General features: G+C 62.6%; 19 protein-coding genes and 1 pseudogene. 13 read left to right on the forward strand and 7 right to left on the reverse strand.

The window, feature by feature from the left end; all coding sequences use genetic code 11:
• The first annotated feature begins 391 nt into the window (after positions 1 to 391).
• From AC0CMF_RS01005 to AC0CMF_RS01015, 3 genes and pseudogenes are all read left to right on the forward strand, one after another.
• Positions 392 to 1,276 carry an ion transporter gene (locus AC0CMF_RS01005; RefSeq protein WP_374630115.1) on the forward strand — a complete coding sequence of 295 codons (885 nt, stop codon included), beginning with the start codon at positions 392 to 394 and terminating at the stop codon, positions 1,274 to 1,276.
• A pseudogene (locus AC0CMF_RS01010) lies at positions 1,266 to 1,421 on the forward strand (DUF4236 domain-containing protein); the annotation flags it as partial. The gene AC0CMF_RS01005 and the pseudogene AC0CMF_RS01010, both read left to right, overlap by 11 nt.
• An 81-nt stretch (positions 1,422 to 1,502) precedes the next feature.
• Complete coding sequence (locus tag AC0CMF_RS01015) at positions 1,503 to 2,438, forward strand: hypothetical protein (RefSeq protein WP_374630148.1); 936 nt, start codon at positions 1,503 to 1,505, stop codon at positions 2,436 to 2,438.
• A 2-nt stretch (positions 2,439 to 2,440) separates the two neighbouring features.
• On the opposite strand, the gene guaD is transcribed toward AC0CMF_RS01015, so the two are convergent.
• On the reverse strand, positions 2,441 to 3,748 hold the full coding sequence (gene guaD / locus AC0CMF_RS01020; protein ID WP_472480782.1) for a guanine deaminase: 1,308 nt from the start codon (positions 3,746 to 3,748) through the stop codon (positions 2,441 to 2,443).
• A gap of 244 nt (positions 3,749 to 3,992) precedes the next feature.
• Entirely contained in the window at positions 3,993 to 4,955 is a 963-nt protein-coding gene (locus AC0CMF_RS01025; RefSeq protein ID WP_472480784.1) for a DUF2167 domain-containing protein, read from the reverse strand.
• Positions 4,956 to 5,187: 232 nt separating this feature from the next.
• Here AC0CMF_RS01025 and speB point away from each other — a divergent pair, with 232 nt between their 5' ends.
• The gene (speB, locus tag AC0CMF_RS01030) at positions 5,188 to 6,147 is read left to right on the forward strand and encodes an agmatinase (protein WP_472480788.1); all 960 of its coding nucleotides are present in this window, start codon (positions 5,188 to 5,190) and stop codon (positions 6,145 to 6,147) included.
• A 411-nt stretch (positions 6,148 to 6,558) separates the two neighbouring features.
• Here the strand turns inward: speB and AC0CMF_RS01035 are convergent, their stop codons facing one another.
• Positions 6,559 to 7,227, reverse strand: a complete 669-nt coding sequence (locus AC0CMF_RS01035) for a DUF6653 family protein (protein WP_374630118.1) — start codon at positions 7,225 to 7,227, stop codon at positions 6,559 to 6,561.
• 27 nt (positions 7,228 to 7,254) lie between these two features.
• Positions 7,255 to 9,078, reverse strand: a complete 1,824-nt coding sequence (locus AC0CMF_RS01040) for a PHA/PHB synthase family protein (RefSeq protein WP_050472773.1) — start codon at positions 9,076 to 9,078, stop codon at positions 7,255 to 7,257.
• 281 nt (positions 9,079 to 9,359) lie between these two features.
• Between AC0CMF_RS01040 and AC0CMF_RS01045 the strand changes: the two genes are divergently transcribed.
• The 9 genes from AC0CMF_RS01045 to AC0CMF_RS01085 all read left to right on the forward strand — a co-directional run bounded on the left by AC0CMF_RS01045 (position 9,360) and on the right by AC0CMF_RS01085 (position 19,252).
• The gene (locus AC0CMF_RS01045; RefSeq protein WP_157757164.1) at positions 9,360 to 9,698 is read left to right on the forward strand and encodes a hypothetical protein; all 339 of its coding nucleotides are present in this window, start codon (positions 9,360 to 9,362) and stop codon (positions 9,696 to 9,698) included.
• Positions 9,699 to 10,009: 311 nt separating this feature from the next.
• Positions 10,010 to 11,227 (forward strand): LL-diaminopimelate aminotransferase, encoded by a 1,218-nt coding sequence (locus AC0CMF_RS01050; protein WP_050472775.1) that lies wholly within the window; start codon positions 10,010 to 10,012, stop codon positions 11,225 to 11,227.
• Between the two features lie 93 nt (positions 11,228 to 11,320).
• Positions 11,321 to 12,649, forward strand: a complete 1,329-nt coding sequence (locus AC0CMF_RS01055) for a homoserine dehydrogenase (RefSeq protein ID WP_050472776.1) — start codon at positions 11,321 to 11,323, stop codon at positions 12,647 to 12,649.
• Positions 12,650 to 12,695: 46 nt separating this feature from the next.
• Positions 12,696 to 13,694 carry a class II fructose-bisphosphatase gene (gene glpX, locus AC0CMF_RS01060; RefSeq protein ID WP_050472777.1) on the forward strand — a complete coding sequence of 333 codons (999 nt, stop codon included), beginning with the start codon at positions 12,696 to 12,698 and terminating at the stop codon, positions 13,692 to 13,694.
• Positions 13,695 to 13,709: 15 nt separating this feature from the next.
• Positions 13,710 to 15,542, forward strand: a complete 1,833-nt coding sequence (gene recJ / locus AC0CMF_RS01065) for a single-stranded-DNA-specific exonuclease RecJ (RefSeq protein WP_374630119.1) — start codon at positions 13,710 to 13,712, stop codon at positions 15,540 to 15,542.
• A 131-nt stretch (positions 15,543 to 15,673) separates the two neighbouring features.
• A complete protein-coding gene (locus AC0CMF_RS01070) occupies positions 15,674 to 15,877 on the forward strand; it encodes a hypothetical protein (RefSeq protein WP_050472778.1) in 204 nt (67 codons plus the stop codon).
• Positions 15,878 to 15,972: 95 nt separating this feature from the next.
• Positions 15,973 to 16,878, forward strand: coding sequence for a nitrilase-related carbon-nitrogen hydrolase (locus tag AC0CMF_RS01075; protein ID WP_058899558.1), 906 nt, complete (start codon positions 15,973 to 15,975; stop codon positions 16,876 to 16,878).
• A gap of 264 nt (positions 16,879 to 17,142) precedes the next feature.
• Positions 17,143 to 17,661 carry an NUDIX hydrolase gene (locus tag AC0CMF_RS01080; RefSeq protein WP_019964806.1) on the forward strand — a complete coding sequence of 173 codons (519 nt, stop codon included), beginning with the start codon at positions 17,143 to 17,145 and terminating at the stop codon, positions 17,659 to 17,661.
• Between the two features lie 100 nt (positions 17,662 to 17,761).
• On the forward strand, positions 17,762 to 19,252 hold the full coding sequence (locus AC0CMF_RS01085) for an inorganic phosphate transporter (RefSeq protein WP_374630120.1): 1,491 nt from the start codon (positions 17,762 to 17,764) through the stop codon (positions 19,250 to 19,252).
• A gap of 87 nt (positions 19,253 to 19,339) precedes the next feature.
• On the opposite strand, the gene AC0CMF_RS01090 is transcribed toward AC0CMF_RS01085, so the two are convergent.
• Genes AC0CMF_RS01090 through AC0CMF_RS01100 form a run of 3 tightly spaced genes read right to left on the reverse strand, consistent with a single transcriptional unit; the run spans position 19,340 to position 23,224 of the window.
• The gene (locus tag AC0CMF_RS01090) at positions 19,340 to 19,909 is read right to left on the reverse strand and encodes a sarcosine oxidase subunit gamma (RefSeq protein ID WP_374630121.1); all 570 of its coding nucleotides are present in this window, start codon (positions 19,907 to 19,909) and stop codon (positions 19,340 to 19,342) included.
• Positions 19,902 to 22,922 carry a sarcosine oxidase subunit alpha family protein gene (locus AC0CMF_RS01095; RefSeq protein ID WP_374630122.1) on the reverse strand — a complete coding sequence of 1,007 codons (3,021 nt, stop codon included), beginning with the start codon at positions 22,920 to 22,922 and terminating at the stop codon, positions 19,902 to 19,904. Before AC0CMF_RS01095 ends, AC0CMF_RS01090 begins: the two co-directional genes overlap by 8 nt.
• On the reverse strand, positions 22,919 to 23,224 hold the full coding sequence (locus tag AC0CMF_RS01100; protein WP_374630123.1) for a sarcosine oxidase subunit delta: 306 nt from the start codon (positions 23,222 to 23,224) through the stop codon (positions 22,919 to 22,921). The genes AC0CMF_RS01095 and AC0CMF_RS01100 overlap by 4 nt, the downstream gene beginning before the upstream one ends.
• Positions 23,225 to 23,227 lie beyond the last annotated feature (3 nt).

Raw genomic sequence — 23,227 nt, forward strand, 5'->3', positions numbered from 1 at the left:
CCCGGCGCCTGCAGGCTTCTGCCGCCTGTGCTGGTGGAACGTGACGGGAGCCGGGCGGAAAGGCTCAGGAAACGGACCAGACCCCGGCACAAGGCCGGGGCGGCGCGGAGAGCGGGCAGGCGCTGGGAAACCCATCTCACAGCCTGCGATTTGCACCCGTTATCACCGTCGCTACTACGTAACGAAACGCGGCGCGTTCGCCACGGCAAAGTGCCGGATGCCCCCATGTTGGGGACGTCCGGTCCAAGCCCCTCCACCGCGCCGTCCCGGCCTTGAGCCGGGACCTGTTGGGGAGGCTGTGAGCTTGATGTTCAAACCCGCTTGCAAGTTCTGCGTTAAATACGAAGAAGTATTGACCCTGTTCAGGAGCAGCCGATACGCTTGAGACACTATGATCACCCAATCCAGGGAAACAGGCACTCGACTGCGTGATCATATGATGGGGAAGGCGGGGCCGAAGATGGAAAAGTCTGAGAATATTGCGACCCCTGAGATCCGTCTTAGAGCAAGACTGGCCCGGCAACTGGATGTTGACCTTTATCAAGGCCGTGGCCTGTCAATCCTGAACACGGTTGTTGTCTGGGTGATCTTGTTTTCAGTCATCTTGGTTATTCTTGAGACTGAATCGACGATCATAAGTCGATTTTCGTCGTTCTTTTATGGATTTGAGTGGGTGCTCCTTGTTTTCTTCAGTTTGGAATACCTTCTTAGGTTGTGGTGCGCCCCGGAAAACCCCTCATACCGAAATCGTCTGGCTTATGTGATCAGGCCACTTGCAGTCATCGACTTGCTTGTCATTGCCACAATGGCATTCACGTTGATTGGCGTGGAGGGGGTCTTGCTTCGTCTGTTGCGGCTGTTCCGTCTCCTGAGACTCGCAAAGCTTGGCAGGTTTTCACAGGCTTTCAGGGATATTTCGTCTGCTGTCATAAAGCGCCGTTACGAGTTATGCGTCAGCCTTATCATTGCGGGCGTGCTCATGCTGGTTTCAGCCTCGCTGCTTTATGTGACGGAGGCCGAGGGGCAACCCGAAGCGTTTGGAAGCATTCCGCGCGCTATGTGGTGGTCCATGGCAACTCTCACCACTGTTGGTTATGGAGATATCGTCCCCATAACCCCTCTGGGGCGGTTCTTTGCGACGTTTACGGCAGTTATGGGGATTGGTTTGATTGCGATGCCTGCGGGCATCCTCGCCTCTGCATTCAGCGAAGTTGTGCAAAAGCGCGACCGCAGAGCGGCTGAAGCCGGAGAAGGAGATGATCCGAATGGCAATTAGGTTTCAGCGCCGTATCCGCATCGCGCCGGGTGTGAACGTGAATTTTTCAAGAAGTGGTCTTGGTCTGTCAGTCGGTCCACGGGGGTTTTCGTTCAGTGCTGGTCCTGGAGGGGTATACAGGAACATAGGCCTTCCTGGTACCGGCCTATCTCACCGTGAGAAAATCGGCGGCGGCCGGCGAAGTCGTTCTGATCGGCAGAGATCAGAATCCACGGTGCAGGTTTCGGTGGAGATCGATAGCGATGGACAGATGCAATTCAGGCTGCCGGAGGGTGCGCCTGCGCCGCAAGCGCTGATCAGGCGTGTCCGGGAGAGCGAACCTCAACTTATTGACCAACTGATCTCAAATGCGGTCGAAAAGCTCAATCAGGAGCTCCAAGCCTGCCTTGCGGTGCATCTCAGTACTCCGGCACCGGTTTACCAACCGCTTGAGGTGTTGTCTGAGTTGCCGGAGGAGCCTGCGAAACCTATCCTGAATGTGCCCGGTTTCTGGGACAGACTGTTCTTGCGTACCCGAAAAATTGGGGAGGAGAATGCACTGCTGCTTCAGCGTTACGATGACGCGATGGAGGAATGGCGCGACGCTGTCCGCGCCTTCGATACATTTGCGGCAGAAGTCAAAGAGCTGAACATACGTGTCCAAGCTGGCGACGTGGACGCACAATCAAAAGCCCTTGAGAGCCGCTTTGGCGATGTTGTTTGGGCGAAGCCGACCGACATACTATTCGACTTCGGTGATGATGCTACGACAATCAGTCTGGACATAGATCTTCCATCTTTGGAGGAATTGCCCGCGCGCGAAGCGCTACCTCCTGCCCGCGGGGTGAACATCCGTTGGAGGCAGCGAAGCAGTGCCCAAATGAGACGTGACTTTTGTTACCTCGCACATGCTACCCTATTTCGGGTTGCTGGGGAGGTGTTCGCAGCGTTACCTCGAGTTCGCCAAGTGACTGTTTCGGGATTTACGCAACAGTTGGATCCATCGAAGGGGCGGGTCAGCGAATTCTACATCCTCTCAGCCAGGATTGAGAGAAGCGGTTGGGAAACGATCAACTTCAGCAATCTTGACGCGATCGATGTGCAGGCAGCACTTGAGTGCTTTCATTTGATCCGTGATATGACCCGGGGAAATGAGTTGCGGGCGATCACGCCTCTTCCCTGACCTCATCCCCCCTTCATCCCCACCCCCGCCACATAGGTCTCCATCACCGCCCGGTCATCACCCAGCGTCTGCAGAATGAAGAGCTCATCCGCCAGGGAGCGGGCGGTCTCGGCGCGCAGGGCCATTTCGCGGGTGGCGGCGGGGTTGAGGATGATGATGTCGGCTTCCGTGCCGGGCTCCAGCGTGCCGATCCTGTCTGCGAGAGACAGGCTTTCGGCGTTGCCTCGGGTGGCCCAGTAGAAGGTCTCATAGGGGTGGAGGCGCTGGCGCTGGAGTTGCAGCACCTTGTAGCCTTCGTCCAGTGTGCGCAGCATGGAATAGGACGTGCCGCCGCCGATATCCGTGGCAATGGCGATGCGCACGCCCGCGCTGTCCATGCGTGCCTTGTCGAACAGCCCGCTGCCGAGGAAGAGGTTTGACGTGGGGCAGAACACGGCGACGGAGCCCGTCTCCCGCATCACGGAAAGCTCCCGGCCGTTCATGTGGATGCAGTGGCCGAGCAGGGTCTTGCGGCCCAGAAGGCCATAGCGCTCATAGATGGCGAGATAATCCGCATCCTGCGGGTAGAGCTCCAGCGTGTAGCTGATTTCGTTGAGGTTTTCGTTGATGTGGGTCTGCAGGTGGCAGTCCGGAAACTCGCGCAGCAGCGTGCCTGCCGCCTCCAGCTGTTCCGGCGTGGAGGTGATGGCAAAGCGCGGGGTGATGACATAGAGCGCGCGGCCCCGCCCGTGCCATTTTTCCAGAAGGGCGCGGCTGTCGTCATAGGCGCTCTGGGCCGTGTCGCACAGGGCGGCGGGGGCGTTGCGGTCCATCATGGTCTTGCCGCCCAGCATGCGCATGCCGCGCCGCTCCGCCTCCTCGAAATAGGCCTCGACCGAATTGGGATGGCTGGAGCAATAGGCCACCGCCGTGGTGGTGCCGTGGGCGATCAGCGTGTCGTAGAAGGTGCTGGCGATGCGCGCGCCATGGGCCTTGTCCGCAAAGCGCTGTTCGGCGGGGAAAGTGTAGTCGTTCAGCCAGTCCAGCAACTGGTCCGCCCAGGAGGCGATCACCTGCGCCTGCGGGAAATGCAGATGCGTGTCGATGAAGCCCGGCAGGATCAGATGCGGGCGGTGGTCGGTGACGGGCGTTCCCTCCGGCGCCTTGGCGGCAACCTCTGCGTAGCCGCCTGCGGCGGTGATCAGCCCGTTCTCGATCAGGAGCCCGCCATCCTCATGCACCGCCAGCGCCCCCTCATCGCCCGCACCCATGGGACGGCGCAGAAACGAAACGGTGCGGCCGCGCAGCAGCTTTGTGGGGGCGTGAGGCAAGGGTCTGATCTCCTGTGTGCGGGCAGATGAGCGGGGCAGCCGGATTTGGGCATCTTGACCTGGGCATCCAGCCGCCAAACCCTTCCCTTTTAATGAGGGGGAGGGGGCGGCACAAGGGTGAGAGGCGGGAGATAAATTGCCGGAAGTGCAAGTGATTCTTGCGATTAGCTGCGGTTGAATGAGAGATCAACCGCAGCCTGTTTCTTGTTTTGTTATTCTTATATGATTGCAAAGTTTGTATTATTTATTTGCTGTTCTCAATCTGCTTTTCAGTATCTAATTCAGGAGAGGTGGTGTCTGTTTGCGAGGGCTGGTGCGCGATAGGGGTGGGTGTTTGTGTCTTTTTTCTTTGAAAAATCTTTTTGATCATTACAAGGGGGAGCAGCAGAATAAATCCTGCTTTCTTTAGGAAAACAAGAGCAAATGCGAGTATAGTTGAGAGGATGCCTTTACTGTATTTGACGCCGACCATTGTTGCAAGTACGCCTACGGCGCCATAGCTTGCAACTTTGTCTCCGCTGATGAAAGAGTGATAGCTTTCTTCTTGTTTTGGATAATATTTATCTGCGATTCTTATAACTATTTCTTTAATTTCAGATGAGTTTAGTGTGGAGTTTGTTGGTACAATTCTTGCTGTTATGTAGCCTTTTCGGTCGAAGATCGAGGCCTTAATGTTTATTACTCTTTCTCCGCTCCACTCTAATTCAGTGGCATAATATAGTACTTTTTTCTCCTGAATTAGATCTGGGTATGCGCGCCATCCTATGAATTCAATAGGGCTTCCAGACTTCTGGGACTGGATTTTTGTTCCAGAGATCAAGGATTCTGTGATTGAGTTGATGGCAGTTTTGCTTTCTTCTTTCCAATCAGATAACGAAATGTAGCCATCAGTATTGGGGGTTTCTATAAGAAGTATATCAACGCCTGGCATGGCGCTGACAATAAATTTGTCGATGCCATTGCAATCTTCCCAGCCCCAATCCTTGACTACCCATTCGCAATAGTCAGCCTTGGCAATCACCTGAGCCTCTTGGGACATTGGATGTATGCTGCCGCGGGACAGGGTTTCTGGGGCGGTAAAAAAATGGGTTGTTTCATTTCCTGTCGTCGCATGGAGAATTGTTGGCTGGCCAACATATGGAAGAAAGGCAACGACTGTGACTGTCAGATAGTAGTACAATGTCGCCTTGATTGATTGGATGGTCATAGAGTTTAACGCCTGTATTGTAGTTGCGCATTTTGCTTACATAGACCAAACCCTGCGATATGTGTATTGATAAAATGCACCCCCTGGGTGTGGCTGTTGATTAATGAGTGATTGGGACGTTGCTCTCCGCTTTGGCTATGCCCCCGCAAGGCCTCTTGTTTTCCCGGATGGCTGGGCTAGGGTCGCGGCGTGGGGCAGGCGGCCCCGTGTTCCTGACTTTTCCGGAGTTCCCATGTCTTTCAAGCGTCCCCGTCCGACCGACAATGCGGTGTTCGGCAAGAGCGTGACCGGCGGCTCGCATGAGCCCACGTATGGCGGCGTGCTGTCCTTCATGCGCCGGCGTTACAGCCGCGATCTCACGGGGGTGGATGCGGCGGTGCTGGGCATTCCCTTTGATGCCTCGGTGTCCAACCGTCCCGGCGCGCGCTTTGGCCCGCAGGGCGTGCGCCGCGCTTCGGCGATCTTTGATGGTGATCCGCAATATCCGTTCCATGCTGACCCGTTCGAGGGGCTGGCCGTGGTGGATTACGGCGACTGCGCGTTCGATTATGGCCGCAACGCCGAAATCCCGGCCTGTATCGAGGCGCAGGCGCGCGAGATCCTGGATCAGGACGTGCATCTCTTCTCCATCGGCGGCGATCACTTCGTCACGCTGCCGCTGCTGCGGGCGCATGTGGCCAAACACGGGCCTCTGGCGCTGGTGCAGTTCGATGCCCATCAGGACACCTGGCCGGATGATGGCGGGCGCATCGACCATGGCACGATTACGGGCCGCGCCGTGCGAGAAGGGCTGATCGATCCGGACAAGTCGATCCAGATCGGCATCCGCACCCATGCGCCGGAGACCTGCGGCCTTGAAATTCTCTATGGCGAGGAGGTCGAGCTGCTCGGCGTCAATGGCGTGGTGGAGATGATCCGCGACCGGGTGGGCGATGCCAAGGCCTACATGACCTTTGACATCGACTGCCTGGACCCCGCCTTTGCGCCGGGCACGGGCACGCCGGTGGCGGGCGGGCTCACCTCACGCGAGGCGCTGATGATCCTGCGCCGCCTCGGGCCGCTGAATTTCGTTGGCGGCGACGTTGTGGAAGTGGCGCCGGCCTATGATCATGCCGACATCACCTCCATCGCCGGCGCCAGCGTTGCGCAGCATTATCTCGGGCTGCTGGCTGAGAAGAAGCGGCAGGGGTGAGGGGATGCCATGGCCCGGCGGCGGTTCACGCCGGGACGGGCGGAGAATGCAGCTGCGCAGATGGAAGCACCAGCGTGCCGCATATCCGGCGTCGCCCCGGGCGGAGCGAAGCGCAGACCCGGGGACCACTCGTTTGCAGAGTGGTGAGGTGAGCCGCAGCAGGCAGCACGGGCACATGAGATCTGCCAAGACCAGCTCTCGATGAGTTTGCCTCAGCGGGAGTTGGTCAAGCCCGTGCGGCGCCTGCGCAATTTCAAGCCGTGATGAGCCAGCGTCTCGGCGCCTTGGTATGAGCGTCAGCTCCCGAGGGGGTGGCATCTCTCTGCGAGCGAGTAGGCCCCGGCTCAAAAGGCCGGGGCGACGCTGCGGTGAGGGGCAATGCCGTGCGGAAAGCCCCTGACCGCGCAGCTCTTATCCGTGCTTGCGGCTGAACAGGCCGGAGGGGCTGCTGTTGTCGTTTTGCGGGGTCAGGGACCAGGCCTTGTAGAGCGGGTGGCTGTCCTTCATCCGCGCGTAGAGCTTTGTCATCTGATGCAGGAAGGCCATCTTGCCGGCATAGGTGAGAGCCGCGCCGCCAAGCGTCAGAGCCAGCATGTTTTCCGCAGCGCCCCACAGCGCCATGATGAAGCCGGCGCCGGCCAGCAGCGACAGGGCGAGGGCGGTGCGGGACATCTCTGCCGGAATGGGCACGAACATGCGGTTCAGCCAGATCCGCTCGCCAAAGGTGGCGCGCACGTGCCAGCGGTCCGTCCGCCGGGGCGGTGGAAACAGGCGCGGATTGAGCCAGAGCCAGATCAGCACGAGGCCGGTGGCCGCCAGTGCGCCGGGCAGGCCGATCATGCTGTGGCTCCACACGGCCAGCAGCAGCACCGGCAGGGTGGCAAAGCGGGTCCACACGCTCCAGCCGCTGGCGTGGCGCTGCCAGACCTTCGCATTCATGCCGAGCCAGCGGATCTGTCCGGCCGGCATGACGGCGGGACGGATGCGGGTGTTCCCCGCCTGCGGCCTCAATTGCCTTGCGTTTTCCATCGTCTTGACGGCGTGCCCCGAAACCGCTCCCTGAGCATCTGCCGCACCCATTGCGCGGCAGCAATCCGATCCTCCGGATCAGGCCTTTATCTTAACGTAAGTTCCCGGTGCGTCACCCAGGATTTTCACCCGGTGCGCGCCCGGCTTGCGGGCCTTCACCGTGCTGCCGTCCTGCTGGCGCAGCCAGGCATCCCAATGCGGCCACCAGGAGCCGGGGTGTTCCACCGCCGTCTTCAGCCAGTCCTCGTAGGCGCCTTCCGGCTTGCCGCCGGTCCAGTACTGGTACTTGCCGCGTGCGGGCGGATTGACCACACCGGCGATGTGCCCGGAGCCGGAGAGGATATAGTCCACCGGCCCGCCGAAGCAGGACGAGCCCTTGAACACCGAATGCGGCGGGGCGATGTGGTCTTCCTTCGTCGCCAGATTATAGACCGGAATGGTGACCTTCTTCAGGTCCAGCTTCTGGCCGCCGATCTCCATCTTGCCCTTGGAGAGGTTGTTCTCCAGATAGCAGTTGCGCAGGTAGAAGGAGTGGTTCGCCGCCGGCATGCGGGTGGAATCGGAGTTCCAGAACAAGAGGTCGAAGGGGAAGGGCTCCTTGCCGCGCAGGTAATTGTTGACCACGTAGGGCCAGATCAGATCATTGGAGCGCAGCATGTTGAAGGCGGACGCCATCTTCGAGCCGTCCAGATAGCCGCGCTCGGCCATCCGCTTTTCCAGAATGGCGATCTGCTCCTCGTCCACGAAGACCTTCAGGTCGCCGGCATAGGTGAAATCCACCTGCGTGGTGAAGAAGGTGGCCGAAGCGATACGGTCATCACCGGTGGCGGCCATATAGGCCAGCGTCACGGCCAGCAGCGTGCCGCCGACGCAATAGCCGATGGCGTTGACCTTGGTTTCCTTCGTGGTCTTGGCGATCACGTCCAGCGTGCTCAGAATGCCTTCGCGCATGTAATGCTCGAAGCTCTTCTGCGCCTGATGCTCATCCGGGTTGATCCAGGAGATGACAAAGACCGTGTGGCCCTGATCCACCGCCCATTTGATGTAGGACTTCTCCGGCGTCAGATCGAGAATGTAGAACTTGTTGATCCAGGGCGGCACGATCAGCAGCGGGCGCTTCAGCACGGTTTCCGTGGCTGGATCGTACTGGATCACCTCGCATACGTCATTGCGGGCGATGACCTTGCCCGGCGTGAGGGCGAGGTTCTTGCCGAGCGCAAACTTGCTGGCATCCGTCTGGCGGATCTTGATGTCGCCGTGCCCGGCCTTGATGTCTTCGGCCAGAAATTCCATGCCGCGGGCCAGGTTCTCGCCGTTGGAGGCCAGTGTTTCCTTCAGCAGCGCCGGGTTGGTCAGCACGAAATTGGACGGGGACAGCGCATTGGACAGCTGCTGGACGTAGAAATCGGCCTTGTGCTTCGTGTGCTCGTCCAGCCCCTCGGCCTCGCTCACCATGGACTGGGCCCAGTTGCTGGTGATCAGATAGAGCTGCTTGAGGAAATCGAAGAACTGGTTCTCGTTCCAGTCCGGGTCCTCGAAGCGCTTGTCGCGCGGCGGGGGCGTGACGGCGGGCTGCGAAGGCTCGCCCATCATGCGCTTGAGGGAGGAGTTCCACAGATTGATGTAGCCGCCCCACAGCCGCGACTGGGCGTCGATGGCGCGCTGCGGATCGGACATCCAGTATTCGCCGACCTGTGCCAGCGTCTTGACGACGGAGGTCAGCTCGTCCGGGGTCTGGGACGAGGCTTCCCCCTTCTCGCGGGGCTCCAGATAGGCGGCCAAAGCCTTGCCGCCGTTCTCCATCATCTTCGCCAGATTCTGCGCAAAGGCTTCCGGATTGTTGACGATGTACTGCATGACCGGATTGTTCTGTTCGTCTGCGTTCCGGCGGTCATCTGCCATGTCAGGGTTCCCCTCCCTCTCGGACTGCTTTTTCTCTGCGCTGCCGGCCTTGCGGCTTTTGGGGCTGCTTTGCTGCGTTCATTATCAATCTTGCCGTTCCGATTTATGACACGGAATGGATCAAGGGCGAACGCTGATTTCTAGCATAATCAACTGATGCTGGCGGGAAATCCGAAAAACACCGGATTGGCGAGTGACCGCAGGCCGTTCGCGGGGTTATAAGCGGCCAGATGTTTTGCGCGCTGGCCCTGGTGCCGTGCGCCTTGCGGAGGTTTGAGACGGTGAGAGCGATTGCGGCTTTGGGTGTGGTGGTGCTGTTGGGCGGCTGCGCAAGCGAGCCGGATACGTCCGTTTTCAGCATGGTGAGCGCGCCCGTTACCGGAGCGCGCCCGCAGAATTCCCTGCCGCCGCTGCCGCCGACGATTGCGCAGGACGGGGAAGAAGTCTCCGGCGTGCTGGACAGCGAGGCGCGTGAGGCGAATCTGGAACGGCTGAAGAAACTGTCCGAAGCACGGGCCGCCGCGGCGGGACGCAATGGCACGTCAGCGTCCGCGGCCGAGCTGGCGCGCCTGCGCGATGCCCATGGCAAGGCGGCGCTTCAGGAAATCGAAGGGCAGTAAGTCAAGAAGGCTCCGGGGTGCTGACGCATCACGCCTTGAAGAGGTTCAGGCACCCATACGGGCTTGGCCGGGTTCCGGTGAGGCCAGCTCATGGCGGGCTGTTGAGGGAACACTGTCATAAGCCACCAAAAAAACACGGCGCAGGCCCTTGAAGGTGCGTGCGCAAGTGAAGTGGTGCTGATAAGAAGAGCGCCACACAGCAACAGGCCGCATGCGCCTCTTGCTGCGTCTGACCAGGTGGTCAGCGAATCTGGCGGGAAACAGCCGCCGGATGTGTTCGGCTAGCAGCAGAGGAACGCGAGGCCCGCGCCATGGAAGAGTTTCACAAGACCCGCAGACTGCCCCCTTACGTCTTCGAGCAGGTCAACAAGCTCAAGGCGGCGGCACGAGCGCAGGGCGCGGACATCATCGACCTTGGCATGGGCAACCCGGATCTGCCGACGCCCCCGCATATCGTCGAGAAGCTGACCGAAGTGGTGCAGGATCCGCGCACCCACCGTTACTCCGCCTCCAAGGGCATCACCGGTCTGCGCAAGGCTCAGGCTGCCTACTATGAGCGCCGATTCGGTGTGAAGCTGAACCCCAACACCCAGGTGGTGGCGACGCTCGGCTCCAAGGAAGGCTTTGCCAACATGGCCCAGGCGATCACCGCGCCGGGCGATGTGGTGCTGAGCCCCAACCCCAGCTACCCGATCCATACCTTCGGCTTCCTGATGGCCGGTGCCGCGATCCGCGCGATTCCCGCCGAGCCGGGACCGGAAGTGTTCCACGCGCTGGAACGTGCGGTCATCCACTCGGTGCCCAAGCCGATTGCCGTGATCATGTGCTATCCGGCGAACCCGACCGCCTATGTGGCGGATCTGGAGTTCTACAAGGATGTGGTGGCCTTTGCGCGCAAGCACGACATCTTCATCCTGTCGGATCTGGCTTATTCCGAGATCTATTTCGGTGATACGCCGCCGCCTTCCATGCTGCAGGTGCCGGGCGCCATCGAGGTGACGGCGGAGTTCACCTCCCTGTCCAAGACCTTCTCGATGCCGGGCTGGCGCGTCGGCTTTGCTGTCGGCAACGAACGGCTGCTGGCAGCGCTTGCCCGCGTCAAGTCCTACCTCGACTACGGCGCCTTCACGCCGATCCAGGTGGCGGCAACGGCTGCGCTCAACGGGCCGGAAGACTGCATCGTGGAGATGCGCAACACCTACAAGCGCCGCCGCGATGTGCTGGTGGAAAGCTTCGGCCGCGCCGGCTGGGATATTCCGGCTCCGGAAGCCAGCATGTTCGCCTGGGCGCCGATCCCGGAGAAGTTCCGCGCGCTCGGCAGCCTCGAATTCTCCAAGCTGCTGCTGGAGAAGGCGGAGATCGCCGTCGCACCGGGCATCGGCTTCGGTGAATATGGCGATGACTATGTGCGCATCGGCCTCGTCGAAAACGAGAAGCGCCTGCGTCAGGCTGCACGCAACCTGCGCCGTTTCCTTGAAACGGCGGATGAAACGTTGCACAACGTCGTGCCGGTCAGCGCGGCGCGCTGACCTTCTCACAGGCCGGGACTTCCCGGCACCCGGACTAAACCGGCTGGCGCCCCGCGGCGGGCGCTGGCCCTCATCAACCGGAACATATCGTCAATGGCTTCAGCTTTGAGACTTGGTGTCGCGGGATTGGGAACGGTCGGAGCTTCGCTCATCCGTCTCCTGTCCAAGAATGGGGATGCACTGGCCCGCAAGTGCGGGCGTCCCGTTGTCCTGACTGCGGTGACCGCAAGGGACAAGACCCGTGACCGTGGCCTCGATCTCACTGGTGTCACCTGGTTTGATGATGCGGCAGAGATGGCGCGCTCGGCCGATGTGGATGTTGTGGTGGAATTGATCGGCGGCGCCTCTGGTGCGGCCGAGGCCTGCGTCCGTGCCGCGCTCACGTCCGGCAAGCACGTGATCACCGCCAACAAGGCGCTGCTGGCAGCCCATGGTGTGGAACTGGCCGAAATTGCCGAGAAGGCGGGCGTTTCGCTCAACTACGAAGCGGCGGTTGCCGGTGGCATTCCCATCGTCAAGACCCTGCGCGAGGCGATGGCGGGCAATTCCGTCACCCGCGTCTATGGCATTCTCAACGGCACCTGCAATTACATCCTGACCCGGATGGAGCGCGAGGGCCTGTCCTTTGCCGAGTGTCTGGCCGATGCACAGCGCCTTGGCTATGCGGAAGCGGACCCCACCTTCGACATCGAGGGCAACGACACGGCGCACAAGCTGGCGCTGCTGACGAGCCTTGCCTTCGGCTGCAAGATCAGCGCCGACGACATCTATCTGGAAGGCATCAGCTCCATCACCACGGCCGACATCAAGGCGGCCGATGAGCTGGGCTACCGGATCAAGCTTCTGGGCGTCGCCCAGGTGACCGAAAGCGGCATCGAGCAGCGCGTGCACCCGACCATGGTGCCGAAGACCTCGGCCATTGCCCGCATCGACGGCGTGCTGAATGCCGTTGCGGTGGATGGTGACTTTGTCGGCGGCGTCGTGCTGGTCGGTCCCGGTGCGGGCGGCAATGCCACGGCATCCTCCGTTGCCTCGGATATTGCCGACATCGCCCGCGGTGACATTGCCCCGGCGCTGGGTGCGCCGAGCAACGTGCTGACCGATTACAAGCGTGCGGGCATGCGCCTGCATGAGGGCGGCTACTACATCCGCCTGTCCGTGTTTGACCGTCCGGGCGCCTTTGCCACCATCGCGCGCTGCATGGCGGATGCGGATATCTCGCTGGAATCCATCGTTCAGCGCCGCCGCCGTGCGCCGGGCAGCCTTAATGGTGCCGAAACTGAGGTGCATGAGGCTCAGCCTGTCATACTGATCACGTATGAGACATCCGAAACGGCGGTCCGTCAGGCGCTGGAGGCCATCGAGGCCAAGGGTGTCGTGGCCGACCGGCCGCAGATGATCCGGATCGAGAAACTGTCTTAAGACCATCCATTGCGGATGATCCCATTCATGTGTTCAGGGGATTGCAATGCCGAAGAAAGAAGCCGCCGCCGCATCGAGCTCGCTTGATCGCATTCTGACGCTGGAGCTGGCCCGCGTGACCGAGCGTGCCGCTGTCGCCGCCGCCCGTCTGCGTGGCCATGGCGACGAAATGGCTGCCGACCAGGCCGCCGTGGACGCCATGCGCCGCGAGTTGAACAACCTGCCGATCGATGGCACGGTGGTGATCGGCGAGGGCGAGCGCGACGAAGCGCCGATGCTCTACATCGGCGAGGAAGTCGGCACCAAGCAGGGCCCGAAGGTGGATATCGCCCTCGATCCGCTGGAAGGCACCACCATCTGCGCCAAGAACCTGCCGAACTCGCTGGCCGTGATCGCGCTGGCCCCGGCTGGCGGTCTGCTGAATGCGCCGGACAGCTACATGGAGAAGCTGGCCATCGGACCCGGCTATCCGGCCGGCATCATCGACCTTGACGCGCCGATTGCCGAGAACATCGCCAATGTGGCCAAGGCCAAGGGCGTGAAGATCTCCGAAATCACCGCCTGCGTGCTCGACCGTCCGCGTCATGCCCGCCTGATCGAGGACATCCGCGCCACCGGCGCTGCCATCCGCCTGATCGGCGACGGTGACGTGGCCGGTGTCATCCACACCACCGACCCGGAAGAGACCGGCATCGACATCTACGCCGGCATCGGCGGCGCGCCGGAAGGTGTGCTGGCGGCTGCCGCGCTGCGCTGCATCGGCGGCCAGATGCAGGGCCGTCTCGTCATCACCCGCGACGAGCAGGTGGAACGCGCCCACCGCATGGGCATTTCCGACATCAAGCGCAAGTATCAGCTTGAGGAAATGGCTTGCGGCGACGTGCTGTTTGCCGCCACCGGCGTGACCGATGGCAACTTCCTGCAGGGCGTGCGCTTCGGCCGCGACCGCATCACCACCCACACCGTGGTCATGCGTTCTTCGACGGGCACCGTGCGTTACATCAAGGCCCAGCATACCCAGGTCGAAAAGTTCCATCTGGACTGAGCTGGAGGGCAGGGCGTGACAGGTGCCGGACCTATTGCAGGTGCCGCTTCGGAAACCGGGCGCACCGTGCTGGGCGTGACACGTTCTGCAAACGGACAGATCTGGCGTGAGCGGCTGACACAGGCGCAGTCGCTCACCGCCCTTGCCATGGCGCAGCGCTTCGGCCTTGCCGATGTGATTGCCCGCGTCATGGCCGCCCGCGATGTGGCGCTGGAGGAGGCGGAAGCCTTTCTGGACCCGACTCTCAAGGGGCTGATGCCGGACCCTTCCAGCCTTGTTCACATGGATGAGGCGGTGGCGCGGGTGGCTGATGCCGTCCAGTCCGGCACCCGCATTGCCATCTTCGGCGATTATGACGTGGATGGTGCCACGTCTTCCGCGCTGCTCTCCCGCTATCTGGCCGAGGTGGGGCAGGAAGCGGTGATCCATATTCCCGACCGCATCATCGAGGGCTACGGCCCCAATGGTCCGGCCATCGAGGCACTGCACCATGATGGGGCGCGGCTGCTGGTGACCGTCGATTGCGGCAGCACCTCCTTCGAGGCATTCGAGACGGCGGCGAGGCTGGGGCTGGATGTGGTGGTGATCGACCATCACCAGTGCGGCGTGGAACTGCCGCAGGTGCGCGCGCTGGTCAATCCGAACCGGCAGGACGACCTGTCGGGGCAGGGGCATCTGGCGGCCGTTGGCGTCACCTTCCTGTTTCTCGTCGGTCTCAACCGCGAACTGCGGCGGCGCGGTGCCTTTGCCGGACGCCGGGAGCCGGATCTGCTGGCGCTGCTCGATCTTGTTGCGCTTGGCACGGTCTGCGATGTGGTGCCGCTCAAGGGGCTGAACCGGGCCTATGTCACCAAGGGCCTCATTTCCATGCATGCCCGCTCCAACCCCGGTCTCGCGGCGCTGGCGGATGTGGCGCGGGTGGGCGGCAAGCCATCTTCCTATCATCTGGGCTTCCTGCTGGGGCCGCGCATCAACGCGGGCGGACGCATCGGCGATGCGGCCCTCGGCGCGCGGCTTCTGACCACCCGTGACAGCGCGCAGGCCCGTGCCATTGCCGAACAACTGGACCGGCTGAATGCCGAGCGGCAGGCGATGGAAGCGGTGATGCTGGAAGAAGGCGATGCACAGGCCGTCATCCGCATTCAGTCGGAAGATCCTGCGGTGCTGCTGACCGGCTCGGACGGCTGGCATCCGGGTATTGTCGGGCTGATCGCCTCACGCCTCAAGGAAAGCCACCGCCGCCCGGCCTTTGCCATCGCCTATGACGCCAGCGGCAAGGGCACCGGCTCCGGCCGCTCTATCCCCGGTGTCGATCTTGGCCGGGCCGTGCGCAAGGCGGTGGAGGAGGGGCTGCTGGAAAAAGGCGGTGGCCATGCCATGGCAGCGGGCCTGACCGTGCGGCGCGAGCGGGAAGGGGAGCTGACCGCCTTCTTCAACGAGATGCTGCGCGAGGACGTGGAAACCGCAAGTGCTAGCCGCGAGATGAAGGTGGATGCGGCGCTGACGGCCGGCGGGGCAACAATCGAGCTGCTGAACAAGCTGGAACTGGCCGGGCCGTTTGGCGCTGGCCATCCGGAGCCGGTCTTTGCCTTCCCCGCGCACCGCATTTCCTATGCGGATGTGGTCGGCAACGGCCATGTGCGGGCAACGCTGGCCGGTGCCGATGGCCAGACACTGAAGGGCATTGCCTTCAAGGCGGCGGAAAAGCCCTTTGGCGAGGCGCTGCTGGCCGGGCGGGGCAAGACGCTGCATGTGGCGGGCAGCCTGTCCATCGACACCTGGCAGGGCGCGCAGCGGGTGCAGCTGCGCATTCTGGACGTGGCGGACCCGCAGGTGAACCGGCTGTGAGGGACCTGCGGGCAGCATAGGGCGCGCGAGGGCAGGTTTTGCGTTTTTCTGCCCTATTCGCATTGCATTAACCATGCCGTAAGAGGCACGCGGTAAAGTCATCTGGCTGAAGGATACAGCGCGGGGATCTGATGAAGAGCCAGGACGAACTCAGAGCGGTTTTTGCGGAACTTGACCGTTCTGCCGATCGGGCGCTCGCTGGCCTTGCCAAGGTCCGCGCTGGAGTGGATGCCGATCCTGCGCCGCTGCCTGCCACCTTCATCCCCGTGCCCCTGCAGGAATGCCTGGCAGTGGCTGCCTTGCTCAGCCTGTTCAAGCTGGGCATCCCGGGCTGAGCGCCCGCAGATCACCTTTCCGTCTCTTTACCAGCGCTCTTAAATCGGTCATGCAGAAGGGGTAAGTTTGCCCCGCAACAGCATATGGACCGGCCATGACTGACTTTCCGATTGCCCTCTGCGCCTTCAATCTCGGCTTCGCACCGGCCTCACCGGCGGAGTATGTGGCCGCCATTGAAGCCCGCATGCAGCGGGCAAAGGAGGGCGGTGCACGGCTTCTGATGCTGCCGGAATATGCCATCGAGGCCTGCCTCTCGTTCAAGCCGGAAGGACTGGTGCCCACGTCTGAACTGCCGTTCCTGGCCGGGATTGCGCAGGAGATCGCCCCGCAACTGGCGGATCTGCCGCGCAAATACGGCCTGTCGCTTCTGGCCGGTTCAACGCCCTGGCCTGCGGAAGACGGTGGCTTCACCAACCGGGCCTGGCTTTACACTCCGGAAGGAGAGGCCCATTCCCACGACAAGCTGGCGCTGACGCCCTTCGAGAAGGATCCGGAGAGCTGGACGCTCAAGCCCGGCAAGCGGCTGAGGGTGTTCGAGCTGGAGGGCGTGCGCATGGCCATGCTCATCTGCCTCGATGTGGAAATGCCCGCATTGTCCTGCCTGCTGGCGCCGGAAAAGATCGACCTGCTGCTGGTCCCGTCCATGACATCGCAGCTGTCGGGTTATCACCGGGTGTTCGACTGTGCCAAGGCGCGGGCAGTGGAACTGATGACTTGTGTTGCCGTCTGCGGCGTGACGGGCGCCTCCACCGGCACGACGCAGAATGACACCAACATCTCCGGTGCGACGCTATTCACCCCTTGCGAAGCCGAGCTGGGCTTCACCGGCATTGCTGCGACCCTCGCACCCACGGGCGGTACTGCCGGAGAAGAGCCCTTCCTGATCGTCCATCCGCCGCTTGATGCGGTGCGCCAGCTGCGTGCCGGCGGGGCCGAGGTTTGGCCGGGCAGCTGGAGCGCGGAGGGAATCACCGTGGAACGCGAGGATCTGAACGTCTGACGCCAAGGCGCCGGAAAGGCAGAAAACCGGGTCTGCCGTGAGCCGGAACGGAGCTTTTTGCAACTTAGCCGGCAAATTTTTCGGATTATCGAAGGTGACTTAACGGAATGTCGCATTATGGACGTCATTCTGTCTGAGGATGCCTTGACTTGCCGGTTCGAATGAACATTTCATAAAGGCGAGCGTTTTCATTTGAGCCTTTAAGGGTGGTGTTTCGTCCCTGTCAGGCCTCCTCTTTCACACGGTTGAGGGAAAGGACGTCCGATGGTGGACAGTGCGACCTCATATCTGGACCCGGCAGTGACGTCCCAGTCTACCACACAGCGTCTGTGGGGCCTTTTGCGCGGCCTCTTCCTGCGCCCGGCACGGCTGCAGATCGCGGCCCTGTGCCATCGTGTGCGCAACGGCCAGCTGGAAGTTCTGCTGGTTGCCTCACGCGGCACCAAGCGCTGGATCCTGCCGAAAGGCTGGCCGGAACTGGACCACCGCTCGCACCGCACGGCCATGATCGAAGCCTTTGAAGAGGCGGGCGTGACCGGAAAGGTGTCGCAGGAGCCCTATGGCCGTTTCCGCTCCACCAAGGGCCTCGACAGCGGCCTTCGCGTGGACACGGATGTGCTTGTCTTTCTGATCGAGGCGCAGGCACAGGCTGAGGACTATCCCGAGGCAGGCGAGCGGGAATGCCGCTGGCTGCCGGTTGCCGAGGCGATCAAGTTGGCCAGCGAGCCGGGTCTGGTGGATATCCTGAAGCGGCTAGAGCGCGACCGGGTTACAGCTGCCTGAAAATCTGCAATAACGGCGCCAATTCATGAAAAACCTGTCGCGGGTGCTCTTTTGCGCCCGCTTGTAGGACGTCACTGGGGACGCCAAGAGGCGCTGCACATTGAAGAAACCGGAAACTCAATCTGCCCTCGACAAGGATCTGGACCGGATCGGTTATATCGAGGATGCAGCCGGAACGGCTGCGCGCCGTCTCGTTGCGCCCGGCCTCTCCTTTGTCTTCATCATGGTCTGTGCGCTCGCCGCCTGGCAGTTCGTGGGCGGCGGCGTGTCCGGCTCCATGCTGATCGCCGCTGCCGCGCTCGGCGCCTATATGGCGCTGAACATCGGCGCCAATGACGTCGCCAACAACATGGGGCCGGCGGTTGGCGCGCGCGCCTTGTCGCTGGGGGCGGCTCTCGCCATCGCGGCGGTCTGTGAAACGCTCGGCGCTCTGCTGGCGGGGCGTGAGGTGGTGAACACCATCTCCAGCGGCATCATTCATCCGCAGGATCTCGCCAATCCGCACGCCTTCATGCTGGTCATGCTCTCGGCGCTGGTCGCTGCCGGTGTCTGGGTCAATTTGGCCACCTGGATCGGCGCGCCCGTCTCCACCACACAGGCCATTGTCGGCGCCGTGGCCGGGGCAGGTGCGGCAGCTGCCGGCATTGCGGCGGTCAACTGGACGACGCTGGGCGGCATCGCCGTCAGCTGGGTTACATCACCGGTGCTTGGCGGCATTCTTGCTGCTGTCTTTCTTGCCTTTGTCCGCAATGTCACGATCTACCAGCCGGACAAGATCGCTGCCTCCCGTGTCTGGGTGCCGGTTCTGATCGGCGCCATGACGGGTGTTTTTTCCACCTATCTGGTGATGAAGGCCTTTCCGGCCTCCGGGCTCCGGCTGCCTGGGGCCATGCTTGCCGGACTTGCGGTCGCCATCGTGTCCTGGCTGCTGGCCCGGCCCTATGTGCGCCGTCAGGCGCGGGGCATGGAGAACCGCAACCAGTCTGTCCGCCGCCTGTTTTCCCTGCCGCTTGTCTGTGCGGCTGCGCTCATGTCCTTTGCCCATGGTGCCAATGATGTGGCCAATGCGGTGGGCCCGGTGGCTGCCATCGCCGGGGTTATCCGCTCCGGCCATATGGTGAGCCAGGTTGAGATCCCGCTCTGGGTGATGATCATCGGTGCCATTGGCATCTCGCTGGGGCTTGTGCTGTTCGGCCCGCGCCTCATCCACCTTGTCGGCCAGCAGATCACCAAGCTCAACCCGATCCGGGCCTATTGCGTGGCTCTGGCAACGGCCGTGACGGTGATCCTTGCCTCCGCTCTGGGCCTTCCTGTCAGCACCACCCATGTGGCTGTTGGCGGCGTTTTCGGCGTCGGTTTCTTCCGTGAATGGGAAACCCAGCGTGTCGGCACCCGTTTGAGCGTCATGGCCGATGGTGCGGGCAAGGGCAAGCGTCTGCGTCCGATCAGGAACCGCGAAGAGCAGAAGCGCCGCTTCCTCGTCCGCCGCGCCCATTTCATGACGATTCTGGCGGCATGGGTCGTGACAGTTCCCGCTGCTGCGCTGCTCGGCGCCGGCGTGCTTGTGGCTCTCTCCTTCCTGCTCGGCTGAAGGCTCTCCGCATCATGACAAAAGCCCGGAAGCGGTGGCGCTTCCGGGCTTTTGTGTTTCTGCATCAGGCGGGCGTTGCGCGTTCTTTCAGACAGCAGCCTTCGCCCCCAGTTCCAGTGCTGCATCTTCCATGTGTTCCAGCACGTAAGGCAGGAAGCTGCGCCAGGATTCGAGCACGAAACTGTCTTCGGCAATCCGCCACAGCACCACTTCCGCCTTGTGGCAGAGGGTGCGGGTGACCATGCCCACCGGGAAGGCGGCGAGGCTGAGATCCAGAAAGACGCCGGTGTTGAGCAGCCAGACGGCCTTTTCGCCCGAAACAAGCACCGCGTCCTGCCGGTGCGAGATATCCGTGACCGACGCTGCGAGGCCCGAGACGGCACTATCGGCTGCGGCCTGAAAGGTGTCGAGTTCTGCTTCAGGGGCCAGCAGCAGCCATTCATCGGGTCCGAGCCACAGGGCCGCCTTGCTGCCGGATACGGCTGCCGTCAGCGGTGTCTGGGGCAGGGCGGTGCCAAGAGCCGCAGCGATGGCCTCCTGCGCCGGGGCGCGGCCCCGGAAGGAGAGCCGGGCCAGCGGCGCGCAGCGCGAAACGCTCAGGCCTTCGTAACGCAGAACCGGGGTTTCGCCTGCGGCAGGGGTATAGATCTCAGCCATCGAGACGGGTTCCTTCCGGGTCATACATCACAGGGTCTACGATCTTCACGGCAATGGCACCCGAGGGCATCGGCACCTGCAGGACTTCGCCCATGCGGCTGCGGCCATCCTTGACAATGGCAAGACCGATGGTGCGGCCCAGTGCCTCGCTCCAGTACGCTGAGGTCACATGGCCCAATGCAGGCGTGCCCTTGGCCGGGTTCGCCTCGGCGGTGATCTGCGCGCCTTCTTCCAGCATCCGCTTGGGATCGACCGGCTGCAGGCCGACAACCTGCTTGCGGCCCGTGGCCACCAGATCCGGCCGTGCCAGCGAGCGCTTGCCGACGAAGTCGAACTTCTTCTTGCCGATGGCCCACTCAAGGCCTGCATCGGCAGGCGTCACGGTGCCGTCGGTTTCCTGACCGACGATGATGTAGCCCTTTTCCGCGCGCAGCACGTGCATGGTTTCGGTGCCATAGACACAGCCGCCGTGCTTTTCGGTTTCGGCCCAGATCATCTCCCACACCTTGGCGCCATGGCGGGCGGGGACATTCACTTCAAAGCCGAGTTCGCCGGTAAAGCTGACGCGGAACAGGCGGCAGGGCAGCCCGGCAAAGCGGCAGGTGGCAACGCTCATGTGCGGGAAGGCTTCTGCCGAAAGATCCCGCCCCTCGACAAAGGGCGCGATGATCTCGCGCGCCTTCGGTCCCTGTACGGCGATGACGGCGAATTGTTCCGTCGTGGAGGTGATCCACACATCGAGGTCCGGCCATTCCGTCTGGAGGAAGTCCTCCATCATGGCAAAGACGCGTGCCGCACCGCCCGTGGTGGTGGTGACGTGGAACCTGTCCTCCGAAAGCCTGCCCACCACGCCATCATCGATGATGAAACCGGCTTCGTTGAGCAGAACCGCATAGCGGCAGCGGCCCGGCTTCAGTCCCTTCCACGGGTTGGTGTAGAAGCGCTCCAGAAACTCCGCCGCGTCCTTGCCCACCACCTCGATCTTGCCAAGGGTGGAGGCGTCGAACTGGCCGGCCGTCTGCCGTGCCGTGCGGCACTCGCGGGCGACGGCGGCGTGCATGTCCTCACCCGCCTTGGGGAAATACCAGGTTCGCTTCCATTGGCCCACGTCCTCAAAGACGCCGCCCTGCTTCACCACCCAGTCATGGGAGGGCGTGCGGCGGACGGGATCGAAGGCATCACCGCGTGAAGACCCGGCGAAGGTGCCGAAACTCGTCGGTGTGTAGGGCAGGCGGAAGGTGGTGAGACCCACCTGCGGCAGGGCGGTGCCAAGCGCGCCGGAGGCAATCGCAAGTGCGTTCAGATTGGACAGGCGGCCCTGATCCGTCGCCATGCCGGTGGTGGTGTAGCGCTTGATATGCTCGATGGAATGCATGCCCTCGCGCACGGCCAGTTCCACGTCCTTGGCGGTCACGTCGTTCTGGAAATCGACGAAGGCCTTCACGCGGGAAGCATCACGGTCATGCGGCAGGGCGCCAAGGAAGCCGCCGGTGGCAGCTTCGGCCCCATCGGCGCGGATGCTGCGCACCTTCAGCGGGGTTCCCACCGCCTTGTTCGCCGCCTGCTCACCGGCGGCATAGCCATCGTTGAGGACAGCGGCAAGGCCATTCACGCCCCGGCAACTGCCGGCGGACCGCTCGTTCTGGACGCTCACCCCCGGCAGGAAGGCCTGCATCTCGTCATTCCAGACCACCTTGCCACGCGACTGGGAATAGAGGCTGACCGCAGGCGTCCAGCCGCCGGACATGAGAATGGCGTCGCAGTTGATGTCACCGGCGGCCGCCACGCTGCCATCCTCGCGCAACCGGCCCAGCAGCGCCTTGCTGACGCGCAGGTGTCCGGAGGTACCGGTGACGGTGCAGCCGGTTTCGACCCGGATGCCGAGCCTTGCAGCTTCCGCCACCAGATGCTCCGGCGGTGTGCGGCGCAGGTCGGCGATGGCGGCGATATCCACGCCGGAAGCGGCAAGGTCGAAGGCTGCCGTCCAGGCGCTGTCACAAGCGGCAGCGACCAGCACGTTGCGGCCAACCTTTGCGCCATAACGGTTGAGATAGGTCCGCCCTGCGCCCGCCAGCATGATGCCGGGCCGGTCGTTTTCCGGGAAAACGAGCGGACGCTCATGGGCGCCAGCGGCGATGACGACCTCCTTCGCGCGCACCTGCCACATCCGCTCACGCGGCAGGGCGGGATCGGGTTGGGCGATATGGTCCGTCACCCGCTCGGCCAGGGCGACGAAGTTCTGCACGAAATAGCCGAAAGCCGTGGTGCGCGGCAGCAGGGTGACGTTGCCGCGTGCAGCGAGCGTGGCCAGCGTTGCCGCCGCCCAGTCCGCCGCCGCATGGCCTTCGACGGTTGCGCCGGCTTCCGCCAGCAGCGAGCCGCCCATTTCCGCCTGCTCGTCGCACAGGATCACCCGCGCGCCGCTTTCGCTGGCGGCAAGAGCGGCGGCAAGGCCTGCGGGGCCAGCGCCAATCACCAGCACATCGCAGTGCGCATAAGTGTTGGCGTAGCGGTCCGGGTCGGTCAGCTTCGGCGGCTTGCCGAGGCCTGCGGCGGCGCGGATGACCGGCTCATACACCCGGTCCCAGAACGCCTTCGGCCACATGAAGGTCTTGTAGTAGAAGCCCGCCGGGAACAGCGGCGACAGCACATTGTTGACCGCCCCCACATCGAACTCCAGCGAGGGGAAACGGTTCTGACTGACGGCCGTAAGGCCTTCGTAAAGCTCCACCTGCGGGGCGCGCAGGTTCGGCGTCTGGTCGCCGTGCCGGTAGACGCCCACCAGCGCGTTGGGCTCTTCCGAACCTGCCGTGACGATGCCGCGCGGGCGGTGATACTTGAAGGAGCGGCCGGTCAGATGCACCCCGTTGGCGATGAGGGCAGAAGCCAGTGTATCGCCCGCAAGGCCGGTCATTTCCTTTCCATCGAAAGTGAAGCTGAGGTGGCGGGACCTGTCCACCCGTCCGCCGTTGCCGGTGCGCATGTGGCCGCCGCGTGTGCTGTGGCTGGTCATTTCGCGGCCTCCCGGGCAAGGGCTTCAAGATCCGGCTTCGGTTCCCCGGTCTTGTATGTGCAGATGAACTTGTCGCTCACCGTGTCGCGCACGGCATTGAAGAAGCGCCCGCAGCCATGGGTGTGGCGCCAGCGCTCGGCATAGAGCCCGCGCGTGTTGGAGCGCATGTAGAGGAACTGGGCCCATTCCTCGTCATTGAGGGCGGAAGGATCGGCCGGGCGGGCGATATGCGCCTCGCCGCCGTAGCGGAATTCGGTCTCGGGCCGTTCGACGCCGCAACAGGGGCAGAAAATCAGCAGCATGGA

This window comes from Pannonibacter sp. CBAS1226 (genome assembly GCF_055685825.1).

What these genes read in the sequence shown, in the direction of transcription:
- AC0CMF_RS01005 (WP_374630115.1), top strand. Translation starts at nt 392, where the DNA reads ATGATCACCCAATCCAGGGAAACAGGCACTCGACTGCGTGATCATATG.
- AC0CMF_RS01025 (WP_472480784.1), bottom strand. Translation starts at nt 4,955, where the DNA reads ATGACCATCCAATCAATCAAGGCGACATTGTACTACTATCTGACAGTC.
- speB (WP_472480788.1), top strand. Translation starts at nt 5,188, where the DNA reads ATGTCTTTCAAGCGTCCCCGTCCGACCGACAATGCGGTGTTCGGCAAG.
- AC0CMF_RS01035 (WP_374630118.1), bottom strand. Translation starts at nt 7,227, where the DNA reads ATGGGTGCGGCAGATGCTCAGGGAGCGGTTTCGGGGCACGCCGTCAAG.
- AC0CMF_RS01040 (WP_050472773.1), bottom strand. Translation starts at nt 9,078, where the DNA reads ATGGCAGATGACCGCCGGAACGCAGACGAACAGAACAATCCGGTCATG.
- AC0CMF_RS01050 (WP_050472775.1), top strand. Translation starts at nt 10,010, where the DNA reads ATGGAAGAGTTTCACAAGACCCGCAGACTGCCCCCTTACGTCTTCGAG.
- AC0CMF_RS01055 (WP_050472776.1), top strand. Translation starts at nt 11,321, where the DNA reads ATGGCTTCAGCTTTGAGACTTGGTGTCGCGGGATTGGGAACGGTCGGA.
- glpX (WP_050472777.1), top strand. Translation starts at nt 12,696, where the DNA reads ATGCCGAAGAAAGAAGCCGCCGCCGCATCGAGCTCGCTTGATCGCATT.
- AC0CMF_RS01070 (WP_050472778.1), top strand. Translation starts at nt 15,674, where the DNA reads ATGAAGAGCCAGGACGAACTCAGAGCGGTTTTTGCGGAACTTGACCGT.
- AC0CMF_RS01075 (WP_058899558.1), top strand. Translation starts at nt 15,973, where the DNA reads ATGACTGACTTTCCGATTGCCCTCTGCGCCTTCAATCTCGGCTTCGCA.
- AC0CMF_RS01080 (WP_019964806.1), top strand. Translation starts at nt 17,143, where the DNA reads ATGGTGGACAGTGCGACCTCATATCTGGACCCGGCAGTGACGTCCCAG.
- AC0CMF_RS01090 (WP_374630121.1), bottom strand. Translation starts at nt 19,909, where the DNA reads ATGGCTGAGATCTATACCCCTGCCGCAGGCGAAACCCCGGTTCTGCGT.
- AC0CMF_RS01095 (WP_374630122.1), bottom strand. Translation starts at nt 22,922, where the DNA reads ATGACCAGCCACAGCACACGCGGCGGCCACATGCGCACCGGCAACGGC.
- AC0CMF_RS01100 (WP_374630123.1), bottom strand. Translation starts at nt 23,224, where the DNA reads ATGCTGCTGATTTTCTGCCCCTGTTGCGGCGTCGAACGGCCCGAGACC.